This window comes from Brevibacterium sp. 50QC2O2, assembly GCF_024580675.1.
Lineage (GTDB): Bacteria > Actinomycetota > Actinomycetes > Actinomycetales > Brevibacteriaceae > Brevibacterium > Brevibacterium moorei.
In genome coordinates, this window is sequence record NZ_JANIJZ010000014.1 from 26,077 (window position 1) to 43,595 (window position 17,519).

General features: G+C 68.8%; 15 protein-coding genes. 8 read left to right on the forward strand and 7 right to left on the reverse strand.

The annotated features are described in order from the left end of the window. Positions 1–36: 36 nt before the first annotated feature. Entirely contained in the window at positions 37–1,539 is a 1,503-nt protein-coding gene (locus NQ038_RS11715) for a hypothetical protein (RefSeq protein WP_257059844.1), read from the reverse strand. Positions 1,540–1,703: 164 nt separating this feature from the next. Here NQ038_RS11715 and NQ038_RS11720 point away from each other — a divergent pair, with 164 nt between their 5' ends. From NQ038_RS11720 to NQ038_RS11755, 8 genes are all read left to right on the forward strand, one after another. Then, positions 1,704–3,287, forward strand: coding sequence for a DHA2 family efflux MFS transporter permease subunit (locus NQ038_RS11720; RefSeq protein ID WP_257062636.1), 1,584 nt, complete (start codon positions 1,704–1,706; stop codon positions 3,285–3,287). A gap of 87 nt (positions 3,288–3,374) precedes the next feature. Continuing rightward, entirely contained in the window at positions 3,375–5,123 is a 1,749-nt protein-coding gene (locus NQ038_RS11725; protein WP_257062637.1) for an alpha-keto acid decarboxylase family protein, read from the forward strand. A gap of 179 nt (positions 5,124–5,302) precedes the next feature. Next, complete coding sequence (locus NQ038_RS11730; protein WP_373456819.1) at positions 5,303–6,076, forward strand: amino acid ABC transporter ATP-binding protein; 774 nt, start codon at positions 5,303–5,305, stop codon at positions 6,074–6,076. Then, positions 6,076–7,266: an NAD(P)-dependent oxidoreductase gene (locus NQ038_RS11735; protein WP_257062638.1), complete on the forward strand. Its 1,191-nt coding sequence runs from the start codon at positions 6,076–6,078 to the stop codon at positions 7,264–7,266. Before NQ038_RS11730 ends, NQ038_RS11735 begins: the two co-directional genes overlap by 1 nt. A 137-nt stretch (positions 7,267–7,403) precedes the next feature. After that, positions 7,404–8,303, forward strand: a complete 900-nt coding sequence (locus NQ038_RS11740; RefSeq protein WP_257062639.1) for a glutamate ABC transporter substrate-binding protein — start codon at positions 7,404–7,406, stop codon at positions 8,301–8,303. Between the two features lie 66 nt (positions 8,304–8,369). Beyond that, positions 8,370–9,032: an amino acid ABC transporter permease gene (locus NQ038_RS11745; RefSeq protein WP_257059853.1), complete on the forward strand. Its 663-nt coding sequence runs from the start codon at positions 8,370–8,372 to the stop codon at positions 9,030–9,032. Continuing rightward, on the forward strand, positions 9,029–9,865 hold the full coding sequence (locus NQ038_RS11750; protein WP_257049477.1) for an amino acid ABC transporter permease: 837 nt from the start codon (positions 9,029–9,031) through the stop codon (positions 9,863–9,865). Before NQ038_RS11745 ends, NQ038_RS11750 begins: the two co-directional genes overlap by 4 nt. A gap of 42 nt (positions 9,866–9,907) precedes the next feature. Further along, a complete protein-coding gene (locus NQ038_RS11755) occupies positions 9,908–11,065 on the forward strand; it encodes an aminotransferase class I/II-fold pyridoxal phosphate-dependent enzyme (RefSeq protein ID WP_257049478.1) in 1,158 nt (385 codons plus the stop codon). A 41-nt stretch (positions 11,066–11,106) separates the two neighbouring features. Here NQ038_RS11755 and NQ038_RS11760 read toward each other — a convergent pair whose 3' ends face one another. The 6 genes from NQ038_RS11760 to NQ038_RS11785 all read right to left on the reverse strand — a co-directional run bounded on the left by NQ038_RS11760 (position 11,107) and on the right by NQ038_RS11785 (position 17,320). Beyond that, positions 11,107–11,490: a hypothetical protein gene (locus tag NQ038_RS11760; protein ID WP_257049479.1), complete on the reverse strand. Its 384-nt coding sequence runs from the start codon at positions 11,488–11,490 to the stop codon at positions 11,107–11,109. Positions 11,491–11,640: 150 nt separating this feature from the next. Next, positions 11,641–12,390 (reverse strand): DUF6320 domain-containing protein, encoded by a 750-nt coding sequence (locus tag NQ038_RS11765; RefSeq protein WP_373456820.1) that lies wholly within the window; start codon positions 12,388–12,390, stop codon positions 11,641–11,643. After that, complete coding sequence (locus NQ038_RS11770; protein WP_257062640.1) at positions 12,387–13,961, reverse strand: alcohol acetyltransferase; 1,575 nt, start codon at positions 13,959–13,961, stop codon at positions 12,387–12,389. Before NQ038_RS11770 ends, NQ038_RS11765 begins: the two co-directional genes overlap by 4 nt. Beyond that, positions 13,958–14,959, reverse strand: a complete 1,002-nt coding sequence (locus NQ038_RS11775) for an alpha/beta hydrolase (protein ID WP_257062641.1) — start codon at positions 14,957–14,959, stop codon at positions 13,958–13,960. The genes NQ038_RS11770 and NQ038_RS11775 overlap by 4 nt, the downstream gene beginning before the upstream one ends. Before the next feature lie 175 nt (positions 14,960–15,134). Further along, entirely contained in the window at positions 15,135–15,851 is a 717-nt protein-coding gene (locus NQ038_RS11780; RefSeq protein ID WP_257062642.1) for a TetR/AcrR family transcriptional regulator, read from the reverse strand. Next, positions 15,848–17,320 (reverse strand): glycosyltransferase, encoded by a 1,473-nt coding sequence (locus NQ038_RS11785; RefSeq protein ID WP_257062643.1) that lies wholly within the window; start codon positions 17,318–17,320, stop codon positions 15,848–15,850. The genes NQ038_RS11780 and NQ038_RS11785 overlap by 4 nt, the downstream gene beginning before the upstream one ends. Positions 17,321–17,519: the final 199 nt, after the last annotated feature.

A 17,519-nucleotide genomic window follows, 5' to 3' on the forward strand; every position in this document is an offset into this window, starting at 1 on the left:
TGTTTCACGTGAAACACCACTCAACCGACACACCACTCAACCCGCGGCCGGCTCCCCCACCTGCAACGAGCCCGCACCGTGCCCGGACACCCAATCGCGCACAACGCCGTGCCGATCGATGTGGACAGTGGGTCCCGTTGTCGATGAGGAGACGACCTCCGCGCCCGACTGCACGGCCCGAATCGCCAGGTCGGCCGCGTGCAGCCGCTGTTGCAGGGGCCCGTAGGCGGCGTCGTTGATCGGCACCAGCACCAGGTCGGCCTCCCCGATCCGGGCGACACTGTCCGGATAGTGCATGTCATAGCAGACGTAGGCCGTCACCGCGCGCCCCGCCAGCCGCACCGACCCGGCGGAGTACTCCCCCGTGCCGATCTCGTCCGGGGCGATGTGGAGCTTCGCATTGACCAACACCTGGCGCCCCTCGGCGTCGACCATGATGACCCGCTTGAGGTGGTCCGCACCGCGCACCTCGACGGCGTGGAAGACGATGGCCACGTCCAGCTCGCGGGCCGCCTCGGCCACCCGGGGCCGCAGATCCCAGGACAGCGAGTTCTCCGGCCATACGACCACGGTCGGCCCCGCCGCGGCGCTCCGCGCGCCGGATTCCTCCAGGGCCGCCGAAGTGGCCCGTTGCAGTGCGCCGACGTCCTCCCGAGTCGCGGGCACATCGACGCCTCCGGCGGTCGGTTGCTGGAGCGCGAGGATCCGCGCGGGACCCGACGCCGGCCCCGCACCGGGCATCCGCCAGACTATGACGTTGGCCCCGGCGACCACGCCCATGAGCACCACGGCGAGCGCGGGACCGGCCAGCGTCCGCGCGAGGCGCGCCCGCGGAGTCGGCAGCGCTCGACCGGCGAGCCCGGCCCTGCCGGCGGACGGCCTCCCGCTGGCCGGCAAGGTCCCGCCAACAAGCGCCGCCCGCCCCACGCCCACGAGCAGCCACGCGATCAGCGCATTGGCCAACACGACCGCGGCCTCGAGCGTGGTCTCGCCGCCGAGGGGGCCCGGCCCCAGGCCCGCCAATTGCAGCACCCCGCTGTTGCGCCACACCGCATACCCCAGGTGCGGGATCCACCAGTCCTGCGTCACGGGCAGGTGCATGCGGACGAATGTCAGCGCGGGCCAGCAGACCACCAGCAGGGCCAGCACGAACGGGAATGCGAGCCGGCGCAGTTCGAACAACCGGAACAGATTGGCCGCCAGCGCCACATAACCCACGCTCGCCAGCACGGCCAGCCACACGGGCATGAAGGTGTAATACCAATACGTGGTGGGCAGCAGCCAGGCTGCGAAGAAACACAGTCCGGCCGGGTAGCAGCGTCGCGGGGGAATCCGCCGGGCCAGGGCCAAGGACGGCGCGATGGCACAGAAGGCCGGCAGCTGGAGCCACCACACGTCGAGGAAGGTCGCCAGGGCGACCATCGCCCCACCGGCCGCGAAGACGAACCACGCGCCCTTACCGAGGAGCACACCGGACGGTCGGCCACCGAAGCCCGCCGCATCGCCCGCCGCGCCGCGCCTCACTGTGTGATCGGCCATGTCCGAACCCCGTCCCCGGGCCGACTGTGGCCCGTCACCCAATCATCGTAGTAGCGGCTCAGCAGTCACACCGCCCAGAACGGTCTAAGGTGGACCTCGGCCCGCGCACGGTCGGACCGGTGCGCAGCGGACAGTTGCACCAGGGCCGATCCGAAGGGAACACCATGCCCACACCACCGAACAACGGCCACTTCGCACATTCGGGCACGCACGAACAGGCGTGGCCGGCACTGTGGTCGATGATCATCGGCTTCTTCATGATCCTGGTCGACGGCACCATCGTGTCGGTCGCGATGCCGCGCATCGCCGGGGACTTCGACCGCAGCGTCACCGATGTCATCTGGGTCGTCAGCGCCTATCTGCTGGCCTATGCCGTGCCACTGCTGGTGACCGGGCGGATGGGAGACCGCTTCGGCCCCAAGCGCGTCTACCAGATCGGCCTGGTCGTCTTCACCCTGGCCAGCCTGTGGTGCGGCCTGTCCGGCGGGCTGGCCATGCTCATCGTGGCGCGCGTGGTCCAGGGCCTGGGCGCAGCCCTCATGTCCCCGCAGCCCATGGCCGCCATCACCCGCCTGTTCCCCGTCGAACGGCGCGGACCGGCGATGAGCGTCTGGGGCGCCACCGCCGGCGTGGCCACCCTGGTGGGCCCGATTCTGGGCGGGGTGCTGGTCGATGCGGTCGGCTGGCAGTGGATCTTCTTCATCAACGTACCCATCGGGATCGTGGCCTTCATCCTGGCCGAACGCAATGTCCCGCGCATGGCCGTGCACTCCCACCGCTTCGACATCCTGGGCGTCTTCCTGTCCGCCGTGGGTATGTTCCTCATCGTCTTCGGCATCGAGGAGGGCGCGAAGTACCGCTGGGGCGTCATCACCGGGATCCTCTCCATCCCCCTGCTGATCGGCCTGGGCGTGGTGTGCATGGTCGTCTTCGTGATCTGGCAGGGGGTGCAGCGCCGCACCGAACCACTGGTGCCGCTGCGCCTGTTCCGCGACCGCAACTTCACCCTGGCCAATGTCACGGTGGCCACGATCGGCGCGTCCATCAGCACCTTCGCGCTGCCGCTGGTGACCTGGGCGCAGACCGTCCCCGGGTATTCGCCCGCACAGTCGGCCCTCATCATGGCACCGCTGGCGGTGATCGGCGGGGCCCTGTCGCCCATTGTGGGCAAGAACCTCAACCGGTGGAGCCTGCGCTGGACGGCCTGCATCGGGTTGGCCTGCTTCGGCATCGGCCTGGCGCTCGAGGCCGCGGTCATCTCGACGAATCCGCATTGGTTGTGGGTCGCCCTGGCCTCGATCCCGATGGGCATCGGCAACGCCGCGATGTGGGCGCCGCTGTCGATGCTGGCCACCCGGAACCTGGGCCCGCGCGAGGCCGGGGCGGGTTCGGGCATCTTCAACACCACGCGGCAGATCGGCTCCGTGGTGGGAGCCGCGGCGGTCGCGGCGATGATGACGGCGCGCCTGAACACCCGGCTGGCCGAGGCAGCAGCCGGGATGGGCGGTACCGGCGGCTCGGGTGGTGGCGCGGGTTCCGCCGGGACCGGCCAGGCCGGCGCTGGTGCCGGCGATGCGGGTGCCGGTGCGGTCGAGCAGGGGGCGGGTGCGGCCTCGCTCCCGGACTTCCTGCACGGCGCGTTCTCCCAGGCCATGGGCGACACGCTCTTCCTGCTGGTGGCGATCGTGGCCGCGGGCGTCGTCGCCACCCTGTTCATCAGCTCGGGGCGGGCGCTAAGTAGGAAGTGACGGGGCGGGTGCAGCGCCTGGGGTGACTGCGCACACGTAGGCTGGAGCCCTATTCATTCATCCGCCTTGTACACAAAGGAGGCACCCATGCGCATGCCCATCGGCGAGTTCCTGCTCACGCGCCTGGTCCAGGCCGGCGTCACCGAACTCATCGGCGTCCCCGGCGACTTCAACCTCAATCTGCTCGAGCAGGTCCCGCAGGTTCCCGGCATCCGCTTCGTCGGAACCACCAATGAGCTCAATGCCGCCTATGCAGCAGATGGCTACTCGCGGGCCCGCGGCCTGTCCGCCCTGCTGACCACCTATGGAGTGGGCGAGCTCAGCGCCCTGAACGGGATCGCGGGGGCTGCGGCCGAACACGTGCCGGTCGTCTCCATCGCCGGCGCTCCCCCGCTGTACGCCACCGAGGGCCGCTGGGAACTGCACCATTCGATGGCCGACGGCGACTTCAGCAATATGCTCTCCTCGATCGGCCAGTTCACCGCCGCAGCCGTGCGCATCACCCCGATCAACGCGGCCGAGGAGATCGACCGGATCCTGCACACCGCGATCCGCGAGAAGCGCCCTGTGCACATCCAGGTGCCCAGCGATATCTCGCATCTGACGATCGAGGTCCCCGACGCCCCCTTCGACCCCGGACTGCCGAGTTCCGATCCGGAACGTCTGGCCGCCGCGGCCGATGCCGTGCTCGAGCTATGGGCCAGGGCCCAGCGCCCGGCCATGCTGATCGACCAGGATGCGGACCGCCACGGTTTCGCCACGGCTCTGCAGGCCCTGTCCCGCCTGACCGGCACGCACTATGCGCAGTTGGGCACCGGCAAGGGGATTCTCAGCGAACACGATCCGCTGTTCCTGGGCACCTATGGCGGGGCCAACTCCCCCACCGGGGTCCGCCTGGCGATCGAGGACGCGGACTTCCTGCTGACCACCACACCGCGCTTCATCGAGACGAACTCCGGCTCCTTCACCCATCATCTGCCCCAGCAGGCGATCGTCGACATCGGCGACCAGCACGTCAGCGTGCACGGCGCCGAATACGTGGGGATCACGGTGAGCGAGCTGCTGGCGGTGCTGGTCGAACGCCTCGAGGACGGTTCGGGGGCCGCTGCGCCGGGCGGAAGCGCCACGGCGGGTGACACCGCCGCCGGAGCCGGCGTGGCCTCGGCCCCGGAGGCACCCGCCGCAGACGTGGCCGGCCCGGACATGCCCGGCCCGGACGCCCCGCTGGACCACGCGCGCCTGTGGCCCCGGATGGCGGCCTTCGTGAACCCCGGCGACACGGTGATCGCAGAGGCCGGGACCTCGCACATCGGCCTGTCCGTGCAGACGCTGCCGGAGGGCGTGCGCTACATCAACTCGGGCATCTGGGGTGCGATCGGCTTCACCCTGCCGTGCCTGTTCGGTTCCCAGCTGGCCGAACCGGAGCGTCGGCATCTGCTGTTCATCGGGGACGGCTCGTTCCAGCTGACCGCGCAGGAACTGTCGACGATCCTGGCCCATGAGCAGGCGCCGATCATCTTCCTGCTGAACAACCGCGGCTATACGATCGAGCGCTGGATCATGGGCATGGACGCCGCCTACAACGATGTGGCCGACTGGGACTACGCCGCTCTGCCGCAGGTGTTCAAGCGCGACTCCGCGATGCGCAGCCACCGCGTGCACACCTTCGGGCAGTTGGAGGAGGCGCTGGCCGCCGCCGGCGCGGCGCAGGAGCGCGGCGTCGGTTCGTTCGTGGAACTGCACCTGGACGCCGAGGACGCGCCGGCCGGGCTCAAGGCCTTCGGTCCCGCGACGGCCCGGTTCGACTACGGCCCGCGCGGTCCGGTCAACGGCTGAGCCGCACGGCTGAGCTCGCGTACCCCGGCATCTTGGGGTCATTTGTTTCAGATGGGACCGTTTGAACAGTGGGATCTGAGACAGGCGACCCCAAGATGCCGCACGCCCGGCCGCCCGCAGCCACCTGCATAAGTGACACCTGTCACATGCGTGAAACATCGACTCACTACGGTAGCCGCATGACATCGACTGCACAGACCCCGGCCGCAGCCGGCCCCGAAGCCCTGGTGGACATCCGCAATGTTGAGAAGTACTACGGAGACTTCCACGCACTCAAGGACATCAACCTGCAGATCGCCCCCGGTGAGGTGGTGGTGGTGATCGGGCCCTCGGGCTCCGGCAAGTCCACCCTGTGCCGGACGATCAACCGGCTCGAGACGATCGAGTCGGGCACGATTTCCGTCGATGGTGCACCCCTGCCGGCCGAGGGCGCGGCGTTGGCGAATCTGCGCTCGGAGGTCGGCATGGTCTTCCAGTCGTTCAATCTGTTCGCGCATATGACGATTCTGGAGAACGTCACCCTGGGTCCGATCCGGGTGCGCCGGCTGTCGAAGGCGCAGGCCGAGGCCGAGGCGATGGAGTTGTTGGCCAGGGTGGGAGTGGATCATCAGGCGCAGAAGTATCCCGCGCAGCTCTCCGGTGGGCAGCAGCAGCGTGTGGCGATTGCGCGGTCTTTGGCGATGAAGCCGAAGGTGATGCTCTTCGATGAGCCGACCTCGGCTTTGGATCCGGAGATGATCAACGAGGTCCTCGATGTGATGGTGGGCCTGGCCAAGGAGGGGATGACGATGGTGGTGGTGACCCATGAGATGGGGTTCGCGCGCAAGGCCGCGGATCGGGTGGTGTTCATGGCCGATGGGCAGATCGTGGAGGTGGGCACGCCCGAGGAGTTCTTCACCAATCCCCAGTCGGAGCGTGCGCAGACGTTCTTGGCCCAGATCCTCGGCCACTGATGCGAACGGCTCGAACCGCCGCCGGCACCACGGCCTCTGAAACCCCCACGGGATCCGCGCCCACCCACCCCATGCGGGACCTCGCCCGCGCCGCGGCTCTGACGGACCCGGCACCCGATGCCCCGATCGTCTGGGTCTCCGAACCCATCGCGGCCTCGGCAGTGGCCGAACTCTCCGACTTCCTGGTCGTCCCCGGCTACGGCCCCACCGCGGTGCCGTACGCGCGGATCGCCCCGATCGTGGCCGCCGTCATGCTGCGCAGCAGGGCCTTCCCCGCCGCCGAGGTCGCGGCCGGCACGAGCCTGCGGATCATCGCCAGGCACGGAGTCGGCTTCGACGCCGTGGACATCGGCGCGGCGGCCGCCCGCGGCATCCCCGTGACCAACACACCGGGCGGCAATGCGGTGGCCGTGGCCGAGCTGACCCTGGCCCTGATCCTGGCCGTCTACCGCCGCCTACCGATCGCCGCACACGCCACCGACCGGACCCCGGACGGCTTCGAGGCCCTGCGTGGGCACAACGTCCAGGGCAAGACCCTGACCCTGGTGGGCGCGGGCTCGATCGCCAAGGCGGTGGCCGTCCGCGCGCTGGCCTGCGGAATGCGGGTGCGCCTGGCGATCATCGACTCCGAGGACGTGGACCGGGTCGAGCGGATCCGCCGGACGGCGGCGGAACTCACCGAGGTGGCCGCCGCACTCGGCTCGGCAACGGCGCCACCAAGCCGGGCCGGGGCCTCCCCCGGCTCGGCCACGGCACCGACAGTCGAAACGGTCGAGGCCATCGACCTGGATACCGCCCTGGCCGACACGGACGTGCTCAGCCTGCACGTTCCACTGAGCGACCGGACCCGCCACCTGATCGACGCTGCGGCCCTGGCCCGGCTGCCGGACAGGGCGATCGTCGTCAACACCGCCCGCGGGGGCATCGTCGACGACACGGCCCTGGCCTCGGCCATCGCCGCAGGGGAACTGGCGGGCGCCGGGCTGGACTGCACAGAGGTCGAGCCGGTTCCCACCGACCACCCACTGCGCAAGCTGCCGGGTGTGATCGTGACCCCGCACATCGGCGCACTGACCGCGGAGACCGCAGACATCGTGGGCTGCCAGGCAGCTCGGCAGATCGCCGCTGTGCTACACGGCGGCCGGCCGCAGCACGTGGTGAATGCGCATCTGCTGCCCGCGGCGGACTGATCCGGCGCCAGGCTGACGCCATCGGAACCCACCCGCTTCGAAACACCTCCGAAACACGCTCTTCGCTCGGCCGATACACCCCACTCCTAGGCTCGATACCAGTGATGCACATCACACTAGAAGAATGTGAGTACCAGATGAAGAAGCTCGTCACCGGAATCCTGTCCATCACCGCAGTGGGCGCCCTGGCCCTGACCGGCTGCGGCAAATCGGGCAGCCCCACCGATTCCGCCGACGGCGGCACCGAGGCGCCGGAATACACCGTCGCCTCCGATGTGAAGCTCGACGGCAGCCCCACCATGAAGCGGATCGAACAGAACGGCAAGATCAAGATCGGCATGGCCATGGACTCGCCGGGCCTGAGCTACAAGGGCACCACGGACAAGGAGCCCAAGGGCTACAACGTGGAAGTCGCCAAGATCGCAGCCGCCTCCCTGGGCCTGGGCCCGGACAAGATCGAATACGTCGACACCTCCACGCCCAACCGCGAACCGTTCCTGCAGAACGGGCAGGTCGACATGGTGGTCTCCAGCTACACGATCAACGATGAGCGCAAGAAGGTCATCGACTTCGCCGGGCCCTATTACAACGCGGGCCAGGACCTGCTGATCAAGGACGACGACGATTCGATCAACGCCAAGGAGGACCTGGCCGGCAAGACCGTGTGCTCCACCGCCGGATCCACCCCCGCGCAGAACATCAAGGCGAACTTCAAGGAGACCAAGCTGGTCACCTACGACAACGGCAGCAAGTGCCTGTCGGATCTGCAGAGCGGGAACGTCGACGCCTACACCACCGACGACATCGTGCTGCGCGGTTACGCCGCCGCCAACGAGGGCCTGAAGGTGGTGGGCGATCCGTTCACCGAGGAGCCCTACGGCGTCGGCCTGCCCAAGGGCGACAAGGAGATGCGCGAGGCGGTCAACGACGGCCTGGAGAAGGGCGGGGAATCCGGCAACGGCGATATGAAGAAGGCCTGGAGCTACGTCTTCAAGACCGAGGACGGCTACCAGGACCCGAAGGTCGACCGCTACTGAGCCCGGGGCCCGGGCCGGCTCGGAACCGGCCCGGGCCCTCCGTCCTGCCGAGGGAGAACCCCGCCCATGTCCCTGAGTCAACTCATCGTCAACTTCGGCCACGGCATCCTGGGCACGCTGCAGATCTTCGTCCTGACATTGATCCTCAGCCTGATCCTGGGCGCCTTCCTGGCCGTCCTGCGGGTCAGCCCCGTGCCGATCTTCCGGTTCGTCGGCGGCCTGTACGTCAACATCATCCGCAACACCCCAGGCGTGCTCATCCTGTTCTTCTGCGCGTTCGGCCTGCCCTACCTGGCGGTGCGGTTCAGCTCCGATCCGGGTGTCAATTCGTACTTCTACGCGGTCCTGGCCCTGTCCCTGTACACCGCGGGCTTCATCTGCGAGGTGTTCCGCTCCGGGATTTCGACAGTGCCCTTGGGCCAGTCCGAGGCGGCACGGGCCATCGGCCTGCGGTTCGGCCAGTCGTTGCGTTTCATCATCCTGCCGCAGGCCATCCGGACGGTCATCCCGCCGTTGGCCAGCGTCATCATCACGATGCTCAAGTCCACCTCGATCACCTCGGCGTTCAACAACCAGGAGATCATCTTCGCGATGCAGAACGCGATCGAGAAGCGCGGAGACATCGTCGTGCCGATCCTCATCGGCACCGCGGCCGTCTACATCGTGTTGAACTTCCTGCTGGGCCGCGCATTCAAACTCATCGAGAAGAAGGCGGTGATCCTGCGATGACGAACGCGGCCCTGGCCCACTTCGACGTCCCCGGTCCCAAGCAGAAGCGCACCATCAACATCGTGTCCGTCATCGGCACCGTGGTGTTCATCGGCCTGATCGCCTATGTGATCTACCGTTTCCAGGTGACCGGCCAGCTGGACCCGAAGAAGTGGGACCCCTTCACCTATTCCGATATCCAACTGGCCCTGCTGCAGGGCCTGTGGTCGACCATCCGGGTTGCTCTGATGTCCGCGGTGCTCACCCTTGCGATCGGCTTCATCTTCGGCCTGGCCCAGTTGTCCCGGGTCAAAGCCGTGGCCGGCACCGCCACCGTGCTCATGGAGCTGTTCCGCGGAGTCCCCGTGCTGCTGCTCATCTTCATCATGTTCTACATCGGTGCGGGCAATCTGAGCCCCTACTGGTCGGTGGTGCTGGGCGTGGCGGCCTACAACGGCATGGTCGTCGCCGAGATCATCCGCGCCGGCATCCTGTCGGTGCCGGCCGGCCAGCAGGAGGCGGGCAAGTCGATCGGCCTACGCAGCCCGCAGATCATGATGCTCATCCTGCTGCCACAGGCCCTGCGCGCCATGACGCCGACCCTGGTCAGCCAGATGGTGGTCATGCTCAAGGACTCCGCACTGGGCTACCTGGTGACGTACACCGATCTGCTCTACGTGGTCAACAACATCGGCCGCGACTTCAACAATCTGCTGCCCACCTTCATCGTGGGCGCCGCCCTCTACGTGGGGCTCAACCTGTGCATCTCCGGTGTGGCGAAACTGCTGGAGATGCGACAATCGCTCAAACTGTCCTTCTCACTCAAGGGCGTCGGCCCCGCCGCCCGCCAGTAAGTACCGTGGCACTATCCGCACCGAAGCGAAAGAGGAATGTCCGTGTCCACTGACTCCCCCGCCCTCTACACCCCCGCCGCCGACTTAGCCGCCATGATGGCGGCCAGCCTGCGCGGGGAGGCCACCTCCTACCCCGCCGACTGCGTCGACATCTCGAAGGGCGAACCGGATTTCGACACCCCGGCGCCCATCATCGACGCCATGACCGATGCGCTGCGCTCGGGCTATACGCACTACACCTCGCTGGTGGGCGACCCCGAGCTGCGCGCGAAGATCGCCGCGAAGTACGCCCACTGCCCCACGCCGCCGGATGCCGCCGATGTGCTGGTGACCCACGGCGGGGCGGCGGCCATCATGTCGACCATGTCGGCCGTACTCAATCCGGGCGACACCGTGGTCATCCCCGAGCCCACCTTCTCCGTCTACGCGGACACCGCAAGGTTCCGGCAGGCCAAGGTCGAGTTCGTGCCGCTGACCACCGATCTGCACCTGGACCTCGACGCACTGCGCACGGTCCTGCCGGGGGCCCGGCTGCTGGTCCTGTGCAATCCGGGCAATCCGACGGGTGCCGTGTGCTCCCGGGCGGACCTGGAGGCGGTGGCGGACATGCTGGCCGGCACCGACACCCTGCTCCTGGCCGACGAGGCCTATGAGAACTTCGTGTTCGAAGGCGAGTTCACCTCTGCGCTTGACGTGCCGGGGCTGGCCGAGCGCACCATGCTGGTCCAGACCTTCTCCAAGTCCTATGCGATGACCGGGTGGCGGCTGGGCTACGCCATCACCCCACCGGGGGTCACGCAGGTGGTCCAGCGGATGCACCGGCTGATGAACGGCAGCGTGTCCACCGCGGGCCAGCGCGCCGCGATCGCCGCGCTGGATCTGGGCGAGGCGGGCTATGCGGACATGGTGGCGACCTTCCGGCACCGCCGCGACTACGTCTCGGAGCGCCTGGACGACATGCCGGGCGTCACACACGTCAAACCGCAGGGTGCCTTCTACACGCTGTTCGCCTATCCGCAGGACCTGCCCAGCACCACGATGCTGGCCCGGCTGGGAGAACGCGGAGTGGCGCTGCGGGCCGGTGCGGAATACGGGCCATCCGGCGAAGGCCACCTGCGCCTGTCCTTCGCCGCCGACATGGCGACCCTGGTCCGCGCGATGGACATCATCGAACTGGGGATCAAGGAGATCGAGGGGTAGGCGGGTGCCCGAACACGTCGTTCCCACGGAAACACGGTGCCCTAGGGGCGTGTTTGCGTGGGAACGACGTGTTTAACTCTGCTGACAAGGAGCCACACCCAGTAGACAAGGGCTGCCAGTGTCGAAATCACCCCGAGGAAGAATGCAATGGGCGCCGAGGTGAACCAGTAATCAACCGATACCGTCGTTGGACCAGCAACCGGACCATAACCACACGACACGTGCGGCGGGAACTCCTCGATCGATACACCAGAGCCAAATGTGATCATGTCAGTTTCATGCCCCACACAACCCACCGCTGCTGACCTGGCCCGGATCGACCAGAAATCCAAGTAGATCAACACATAGTAGGACAGTGCGATCAGCAAGGGACCGGCGATGGACAGCGTGATCATCAGTCTTCGCAGGGCGACTGAATTGCTCATCCGGATCTCCTCACAATATGGTTCAGCAGGTTATCAAACATGCGTCCTTGTGGGTGAGCATCTTGGGATCATGCGTTTCAGATTGGGCCGGACGAACGGCCCAATCTGAAATAGACGGCCCAAAGATACAGCACGCGCGGCCGTACACCCCTACAGGTGCAGGAATTTGGCCAGTTCGTGGCGGAGCTCGGCGCCGCGCGCCAGGGGGATGGTCAGCAGGGTGAACAGGCTCAGGCAGGCGCTGAGCACCGAGGGCCAGGGATTGCTCACCCAGCCCAGGGCCAGGAACACCAGCGGCACCAGGCCCAACAGCACCGTCAAACCGCTGTAGACGATGTGCTCGCCCACCTCGATCCGCAGTGAGAACACCGTGATGAGGACCGCCACGATCATCGCGGCGCACACGATCGGCACGGCATAGGTCAAGCCCCAGTCGTGCCAGCCGGTCAGATAGTCCCAGTACACGGCCACCAGGGACAGCACCACCACCAGGGACAGAGCCGTGCGCGCCACATTGCGCCGCTGGCTGGCCGCGGTGAGCACCACCAACCACATGGCAGACACGCCCAACCACAGGGACCGGAACACGCCTACACCGGAGAAGCTGCGCTCGAATAGCAGCTGCACCGCCAAGGACCCCAGCACCACCGCCAGCGACGATGCGGCCAGGGCGCGGAACAGGCGCCGGCGCGAAAAGGTCAGGGGGACCTCGGGGAAGGGGCCGGGCAGAGGATCGCCGGTCAGCGCGGTGGTGCACAGGGGGCAGCGCGTCCAGTCGCCCAGCACGTGTGCGCTGCAGGCGGGGCAGTACCGGCCGGCCGCGCCGGGGTCGGGCTGATCCTGCCCGCTGGGCCGCTCTTCCGGTTCGCCGGCTCCCCTCACGGCGTCCGCCCCGGTCACGAGGCCGCCCTTTCCAGCTCGGCCTCGGTCACCCGGGCGGCTGCCACGGTCACGGACACCCCGCGCTCGGTCAGCAGGCGGACGAACTCGGCGATGTGGCCGGTCTGGGAGAACGGCGAGGTGAAGGTCAGCGTGAAGGTCCCCGCGTGGGATGCCACGCAGAACTGCGGGCGGGCGGCGGAGACCTGGAACTGCAGTGGGCCCACGTGCCGGGCTGCGGCAGGAGGCAGTTCGACGCGGCCCAGGTTCGACACCGCGATCGACAGGCTGTGGTTGTTCAACCAGTTGAGCAGGCGCAGGATCGGGTCCTTGAGCAGGCGTGGGACGGCGCGCAGCAGCGGATTGCGTTCGAAGGCGATGAGCCGGCGCAGCCCGCGTTCGAGTTCGGCGGGTTCGATCAGCGGGACGAACTGCGATTGCAGATCGCGACAGACCGCGGACAGGGAGTCGGGGTCGGTCCGCCGAGCCGCTGCATCGTCATTCGGGCGGGTGGGGTCCCCGGCGCGCAGCGGACCGTAGGCGTGGGCGATGCGCACCGTTGCGAAGAAGTTCCGCGGCGAGGTCGAGGGGAAGAACTGCCGTAGGTTCACCGGCACGGATGCCGCCAACGTCTGGGGCCTTTTGAACGCTTGGGGATCCGCCGCGCGCAGGGCCTGGAAGAACATGGCGGTGAAGTAGATGGTGGGCGAGACCGCTTCGGCCTTCGCCAGGTTCAGGGCGGCACGGGCCGGCATGGTCAGTTCCACCGCCCGCGTGCGGTTGTCCGGGTTCCGGGTGCCGCGGACCCGGTAGGCCCGGCCCGGCCGGGAGCGCTTCGTGTTCGCAGTTGCCGATGCGGTTGAAGTCTCCGGGCCGGGGCGGGAACCTCGCGGGTCCGAGGCATCGGGTTCCGAGCTACCCGGGTCTGAGGTATCCGGACCCGGAGTGCGCCAGGAATTGCGGCGGAAGTGCTGGGCGAAGCTGTCGACGGCTAGGTCGAGTTCGGACTCGACACGGGCGGATCCGGGGTGTGGGCCCGCACTCCCCGCGGCCTCGGCCGGGGCCGCAATCCCGGTATCCGCTGTCCCGACGGTGGCGTCGTCGGCTCCATCCATCCCGCCGGCCGGTGCGGCGGGGAACTCCTGTGGATAGCGCAGGCGCGAATACGCTTCCAACAGATCGCTTAAGAACCACAGAGCACCGGTGCCGTCGGACAGCGCGTGGAAGACCTCTACGCTGATGCGGTCCTCGTGGTAGACCACGCGAAACAGCAGATTGCGCCGCTCCGGATGATAGAGCGCGGCGCAGGTCGGCAGGTCCTCCTGTTCGACCCGCGGACGCAGATCGCTGTCCTGCAGGTAGTACCAGAAGACCCCGCCGCGCAGCACCGCGTGGTAGAGCCGGTAGCGGTCGAAGGTCTCATCGAGGGCGCGCTGCAGAAGTTCGGGATCGACCGGCGCGTCCACGGTGCCGCCCAGTCGAAAGACCTTCGGATCGGACTCGGTGCGCGCGGCCAGAAAGATATTGGAGGCGTTGTCCAGGCGCACCCAGGTGCGACGGTCCGGAACGCTGCGGCGGCCTCGGCGGCTCATGGCGTGCCCTCCCGCGGCTCCGCATCGAGCGCGGTGTCACCGGCGCCCGCCGGGCTGTCCCCGGCCTCGCCGCCGTCGAGGAATTCGTTGATCACACGGTAGGACTCCCGCAGGGCGCTTGCGAAGGTCGGCAGGGTGATGAAACCGTGCAGGGCGCCGGGCACCCGGTGGATGCGCACCCGGTTGCCGGCGGCGCGCAGGGCCCGGCCATAGGCCTCTCCCTCATCGCACAGCAGGTCGAGTTCCGCGCTGATGAGCAGAGTGTCGGGCTGTCCGGCCAGTTCTGCGGCCGGGGCCTCCAGGGGTGCTACCCGCGGGGTCCGGCGGGTGGCCGGGTCCGGCGCGTAGAGCTCGAGGTATTCGTCGATCTCCGTATTGGTCAGCCGGTAGTCCTCCCCGTGTTCCCTGACCGAGGCGAACGGCGAGCTGGCGGGGTCGTGGTTCCAGTGCGTGACGGGGTACAGCAGGATCTGGCGGCGCGCCGTCGGCACACCGCGTTCGGCCAGCACCTGGGAGACCACTGCGACCAGATTGCCACCGGCCGAATCCCCCATCAGCACAATGCGCGAGGCATCGGCGACCCCTGCGCGATCCGGTTCGGCCAGCAGCAGGCCCGCGACCCGCACACAGTCCTCGAGCCCCGCGGGGAACGGGTGTTCGGGTGCCAGGCGGTAGTCCACGGAGGCGACCACGCAGCCGGTCGCCTCGGCCAGGTGGGCACAGGCCGGCGTGTAGGACTCGATGTCCCCTGTCACCCAGCCCCCGCCGTGGAAGAACAGCAGCACGTCCTCGCGGGTGCGCGTGCGCGGTTCGAATACGCGCACGGGGATGGTGTGGGAACCGGTTTCCGCCTGGATCTGCGTGTCGAGGAAGTGATAGCGCGGTACGGGCCGGGCCGCCAGGCCGCGTTGGACCTTCCGGACCTTCTCGTAGTCACGGCCCATATCGATCCGGGGCGCGGCGAAGAGTCGCAACACGGCCCGCAGCAGCGGATTCATGTACCAAGCATAGGGGCCGGGGCTGACACGGGCTCACAGTCTGCGAGCACTGGATGGGCGCGGGGCCCACTCGCTCCCCCGCAAACACCATCCCAGCGCGAGAACGACCGGTAAGCGCGAGAACGCCGTGCTACAGCAAGTCATTCGCGCGCTCAGGTGGTGTCCGTTGAGGTGTTCATGCGGTCGTCGGATAGAGCACGCCGCTCACCGCATCCGCGACGATTCCCACCAACGCCGAGGTCTCCCCCGGCCCGGTCGATTCCCCCGCGGCCGCTGTGCCCCACCGGGCGACACCGGACACCAGGTCCAAGAGGACCGCGAGCGCTGCGAGTCGGCGGGGTTCCGGCGCGTCGAAGGGCTCCAGCACCGCCGAGACCCGCGCGACGAACGCGACGGTGGCCTCGCCCTGTGCGGCATCCGGTGGGATCTGCGCCAGCCAGGCGTGCCTCCGGTGCAGCTCGACGAGCTCGGTGATGAGGCTTTCCAGACGCCCCCGCCGCAGGGCTCGGGCGGCTTCGGTCCCGGTACTGGATCCGGCGGCTGTGCCGGGTACCTCCACTGCCGGCCGGCCCTTCGCTGAGGCGGCGTCATTGCAAACCGCGTCATCGCACAGCACCGCGTCATCGCACGTCGCACCGTGGCACAGCGCAGCGCCGTCCACCACAGCATCGCGTATCGCCGAGAGCAGATCGGAGCGGTTCGCGACGTGCCGGTACAGGGCCGCCGGGGTCGCGGACAGATGCGCGGCCACACTGCGCATGGTCACGGCGCCCAGTCCCTGCTCGTCCGCCAGAGCCACCCCGGCTCCCGCAATGGCCCGCCGTGTCAGCCGCGGCGGACGGCCGGTCCGGGGGCGGCTCGGACGGCTCAGACGGCTCGGACGCGCCGTCACAGTCCGGCCACCCAGGCGCGCAGCCCGGCGGTACTGGGGAGCACCGGGCCGGGCAGGCCACAGACCTCCCCGCCGGACCTGTCCCCGGACTCGCCACCGGACCCACCGGAAACCCGACTCCCGCCGTCGTGCTGCCAACCGTCCCCGGCCTCGGCGGCCAGGGTCCGGCTCAACCGTCCGGCCGCCTCCCGTGGGCCCGGGTCGCCCACCACATGGTCCACCGCGGCCGCAATCGCCTCGGGCGAAGCGCCCTGCCGCCCCACCAGGTCGACGCCCGCGCCCAGGGTCCGCACGCGCGCGGCCCAGAAGAACTGATCGGTGTGCTGCGGCAGTGCCACGGCGGGCACCCCCGCGCGCAGACAGGCCGCGGTGATCCCCGCCCCCGCCTGGTGGATGCACGCCGATACCAGAGGCAGCAACCGGGCGTGCGGCACATCGCCCACCGCGCGGACCCGCCCCGCGGAGTCGGCGAGGATCGACTCCCAGCCCGATCCCTGCACGATGATGCGGCGCCGGCTCGTGCGGACGAATTCGCGCAGGCCCGGATGCGCGCCGGTGGCCACACTCCCCATGCTCACCAGCACGGGGGCCGAGCCGGCATCGGGGACCGCCCCTGCTTCGGCGGCAGCCCCGGCAGTGGTTCCGGCGGCAGCCCCGGGGGCGCCAGGGCCTTCTGGGCCGGCAGCGGCCCCGCCGGTTATCAGGAAATCACGCAGGTCCGCATCGGGACTCCAGTCGACGTCCAAGGGCCACCACGGCCCGTCCAGGCTCAGATTGTCCGGCCAGTCGGCGGGCCGGGGCATGATCGCCGGGCTGATCCCGTGGTGCACGGGCAGGCCGGCGCGCAGTCTGCGCCGCCTGGCGGCCGCCGGCGACTCGCGTGGCAGGCCCAGTTCGGCCCGTAACCAGGCCAAGGCCCGGGTCACCGGACTGGGCATCCGCGCGAACAGTCCGCCCAGGGCCAGGTTTCCCAGGCCGCCGGGGTTGAGCAGGGCTGCAACTCGGGAATCGACCAGGCGGGAGAGTGTCATGGGCGGGTAGGCGCGGCTGGGCTGATCGGGTTGGAGCAGGGCCTCGGCCGAGGGAATCCCCAGGGATTCGGCCAGGTCGTGGCCGTAGGGCGAGATCGGATTGGTGAGCACCGCGCCGAACGGATCCCCGGAGTCCGAGGCCAGCCGCGCGGCGTGCAGAGCGGCTTGCGCACCGGCGCGCATATAGGTGTGCAGATGCGCCAGATAGGCCGAGGCCCCCGGCCGACCGGCGGGCCCGCCCTGCTCACCGGCAGGCTCCGGGGGCTCCAGCGGGACGTCGAACGGCGCCAGACCCGCCCCCGCCCGCTCGACGATCCCGGCATAGTCGCGGTGAGCCACGAGCGTGACCCGGTGTCCCTCGCAGCGCAGGTCGTGGGCGATCCGAGCCGCGGGCTCCACGTCCCCACGCGAACCGGGGGCCAGAATCAGAACGTGCATGGGCGGACACCTCTCGGGTGGGGTTGAATAGGACTTAGTAAACAACGTTAACTAAGTCTACCCCGAGGCTCCCTCGCATGAGCACCCCCGCAAACACCATCCCAGCGCGAGAACGACCGGTTAGCGCGGAAACGTCGCGCTACAGTAGGGTGTTTGCGCGCCAGGATGGTGTCTCCACGATCGCCCGGACCACCGCGCA

Coding starts and splice junctions, on each gene's coding strand:
- NQ038_RS11715 (WP_257059844.1), bottom strand. CDS start 1,539: ATGGCCGATCACACAGTGAGGCGCGGCGCGGCGGGCGATGCGGCGGGC.
- NQ038_RS11720 (WP_257062636.1), top strand. CDS start 1,704: ATGCCCACACCACCGAACAACGGCCACTTCGCACATTCGGGCACGCAC.
- NQ038_RS11725 (WP_257062637.1), top strand. CDS start 3,375: ATGCGCATGCCCATCGGCGAGTTCCTGCTCACGCGCCTGGTCCAGGCC.
- NQ038_RS11730 (WP_373456819.1), top strand. CDS start 5,303: ATGACATCGACTGCACAGACCCCGGCCGCAGCCGGCCCCGAAGCCCTG.
- NQ038_RS11735 (WP_257062638.1), top strand. CDS start 6,076: ATGCGAACGGCTCGAACCGCCGCCGGCACCACGGCCTCTGAAACCCCC.
- NQ038_RS11740 (WP_257062639.1), top strand. CDS start 7,404: ATGAAGAAGCTCGTCACCGGAATCCTGTCCATCACCGCAGTGGGCGCC.
- NQ038_RS11745 (WP_257059853.1), top strand. CDS start 8,370: ATGTCCCTGAGTCAACTCATCGTCAACTTCGGCCACGGCATCCTGGGC.
- NQ038_RS11750 (WP_257049477.1), top strand. CDS start 9,029: ATGACGAACGCGGCCCTGGCCCACTTCGACGTCCCCGGTCCCAAGCAG.
- NQ038_RS11760 (WP_257049479.1), bottom strand. CDS start 11,490: ATGAGCAATTCAGTCGCCCTGCGAAGACTGATGATCACGCTGTCCATC.
- NQ038_RS11770 (WP_257062640.1), bottom strand. CDS start 13,961: ATGAGCCGCCGAGGCCGCCGCAGCGTTCCGGACCGTCGCACCTGGGTG.
- NQ038_RS11775 (WP_257062641.1), bottom strand. CDS start 14,959: ATGAATCCGCTGCTGCGGGCCGTGTTGCGACTCTTCGCCGCGCCCCGG.
- NQ038_RS11785 (WP_257062643.1), bottom strand. CDS start 17,320: ATGCACGTTCTGATTCTGGCCCCCGGTTCGCGTGGGGACGTGGAGCCC.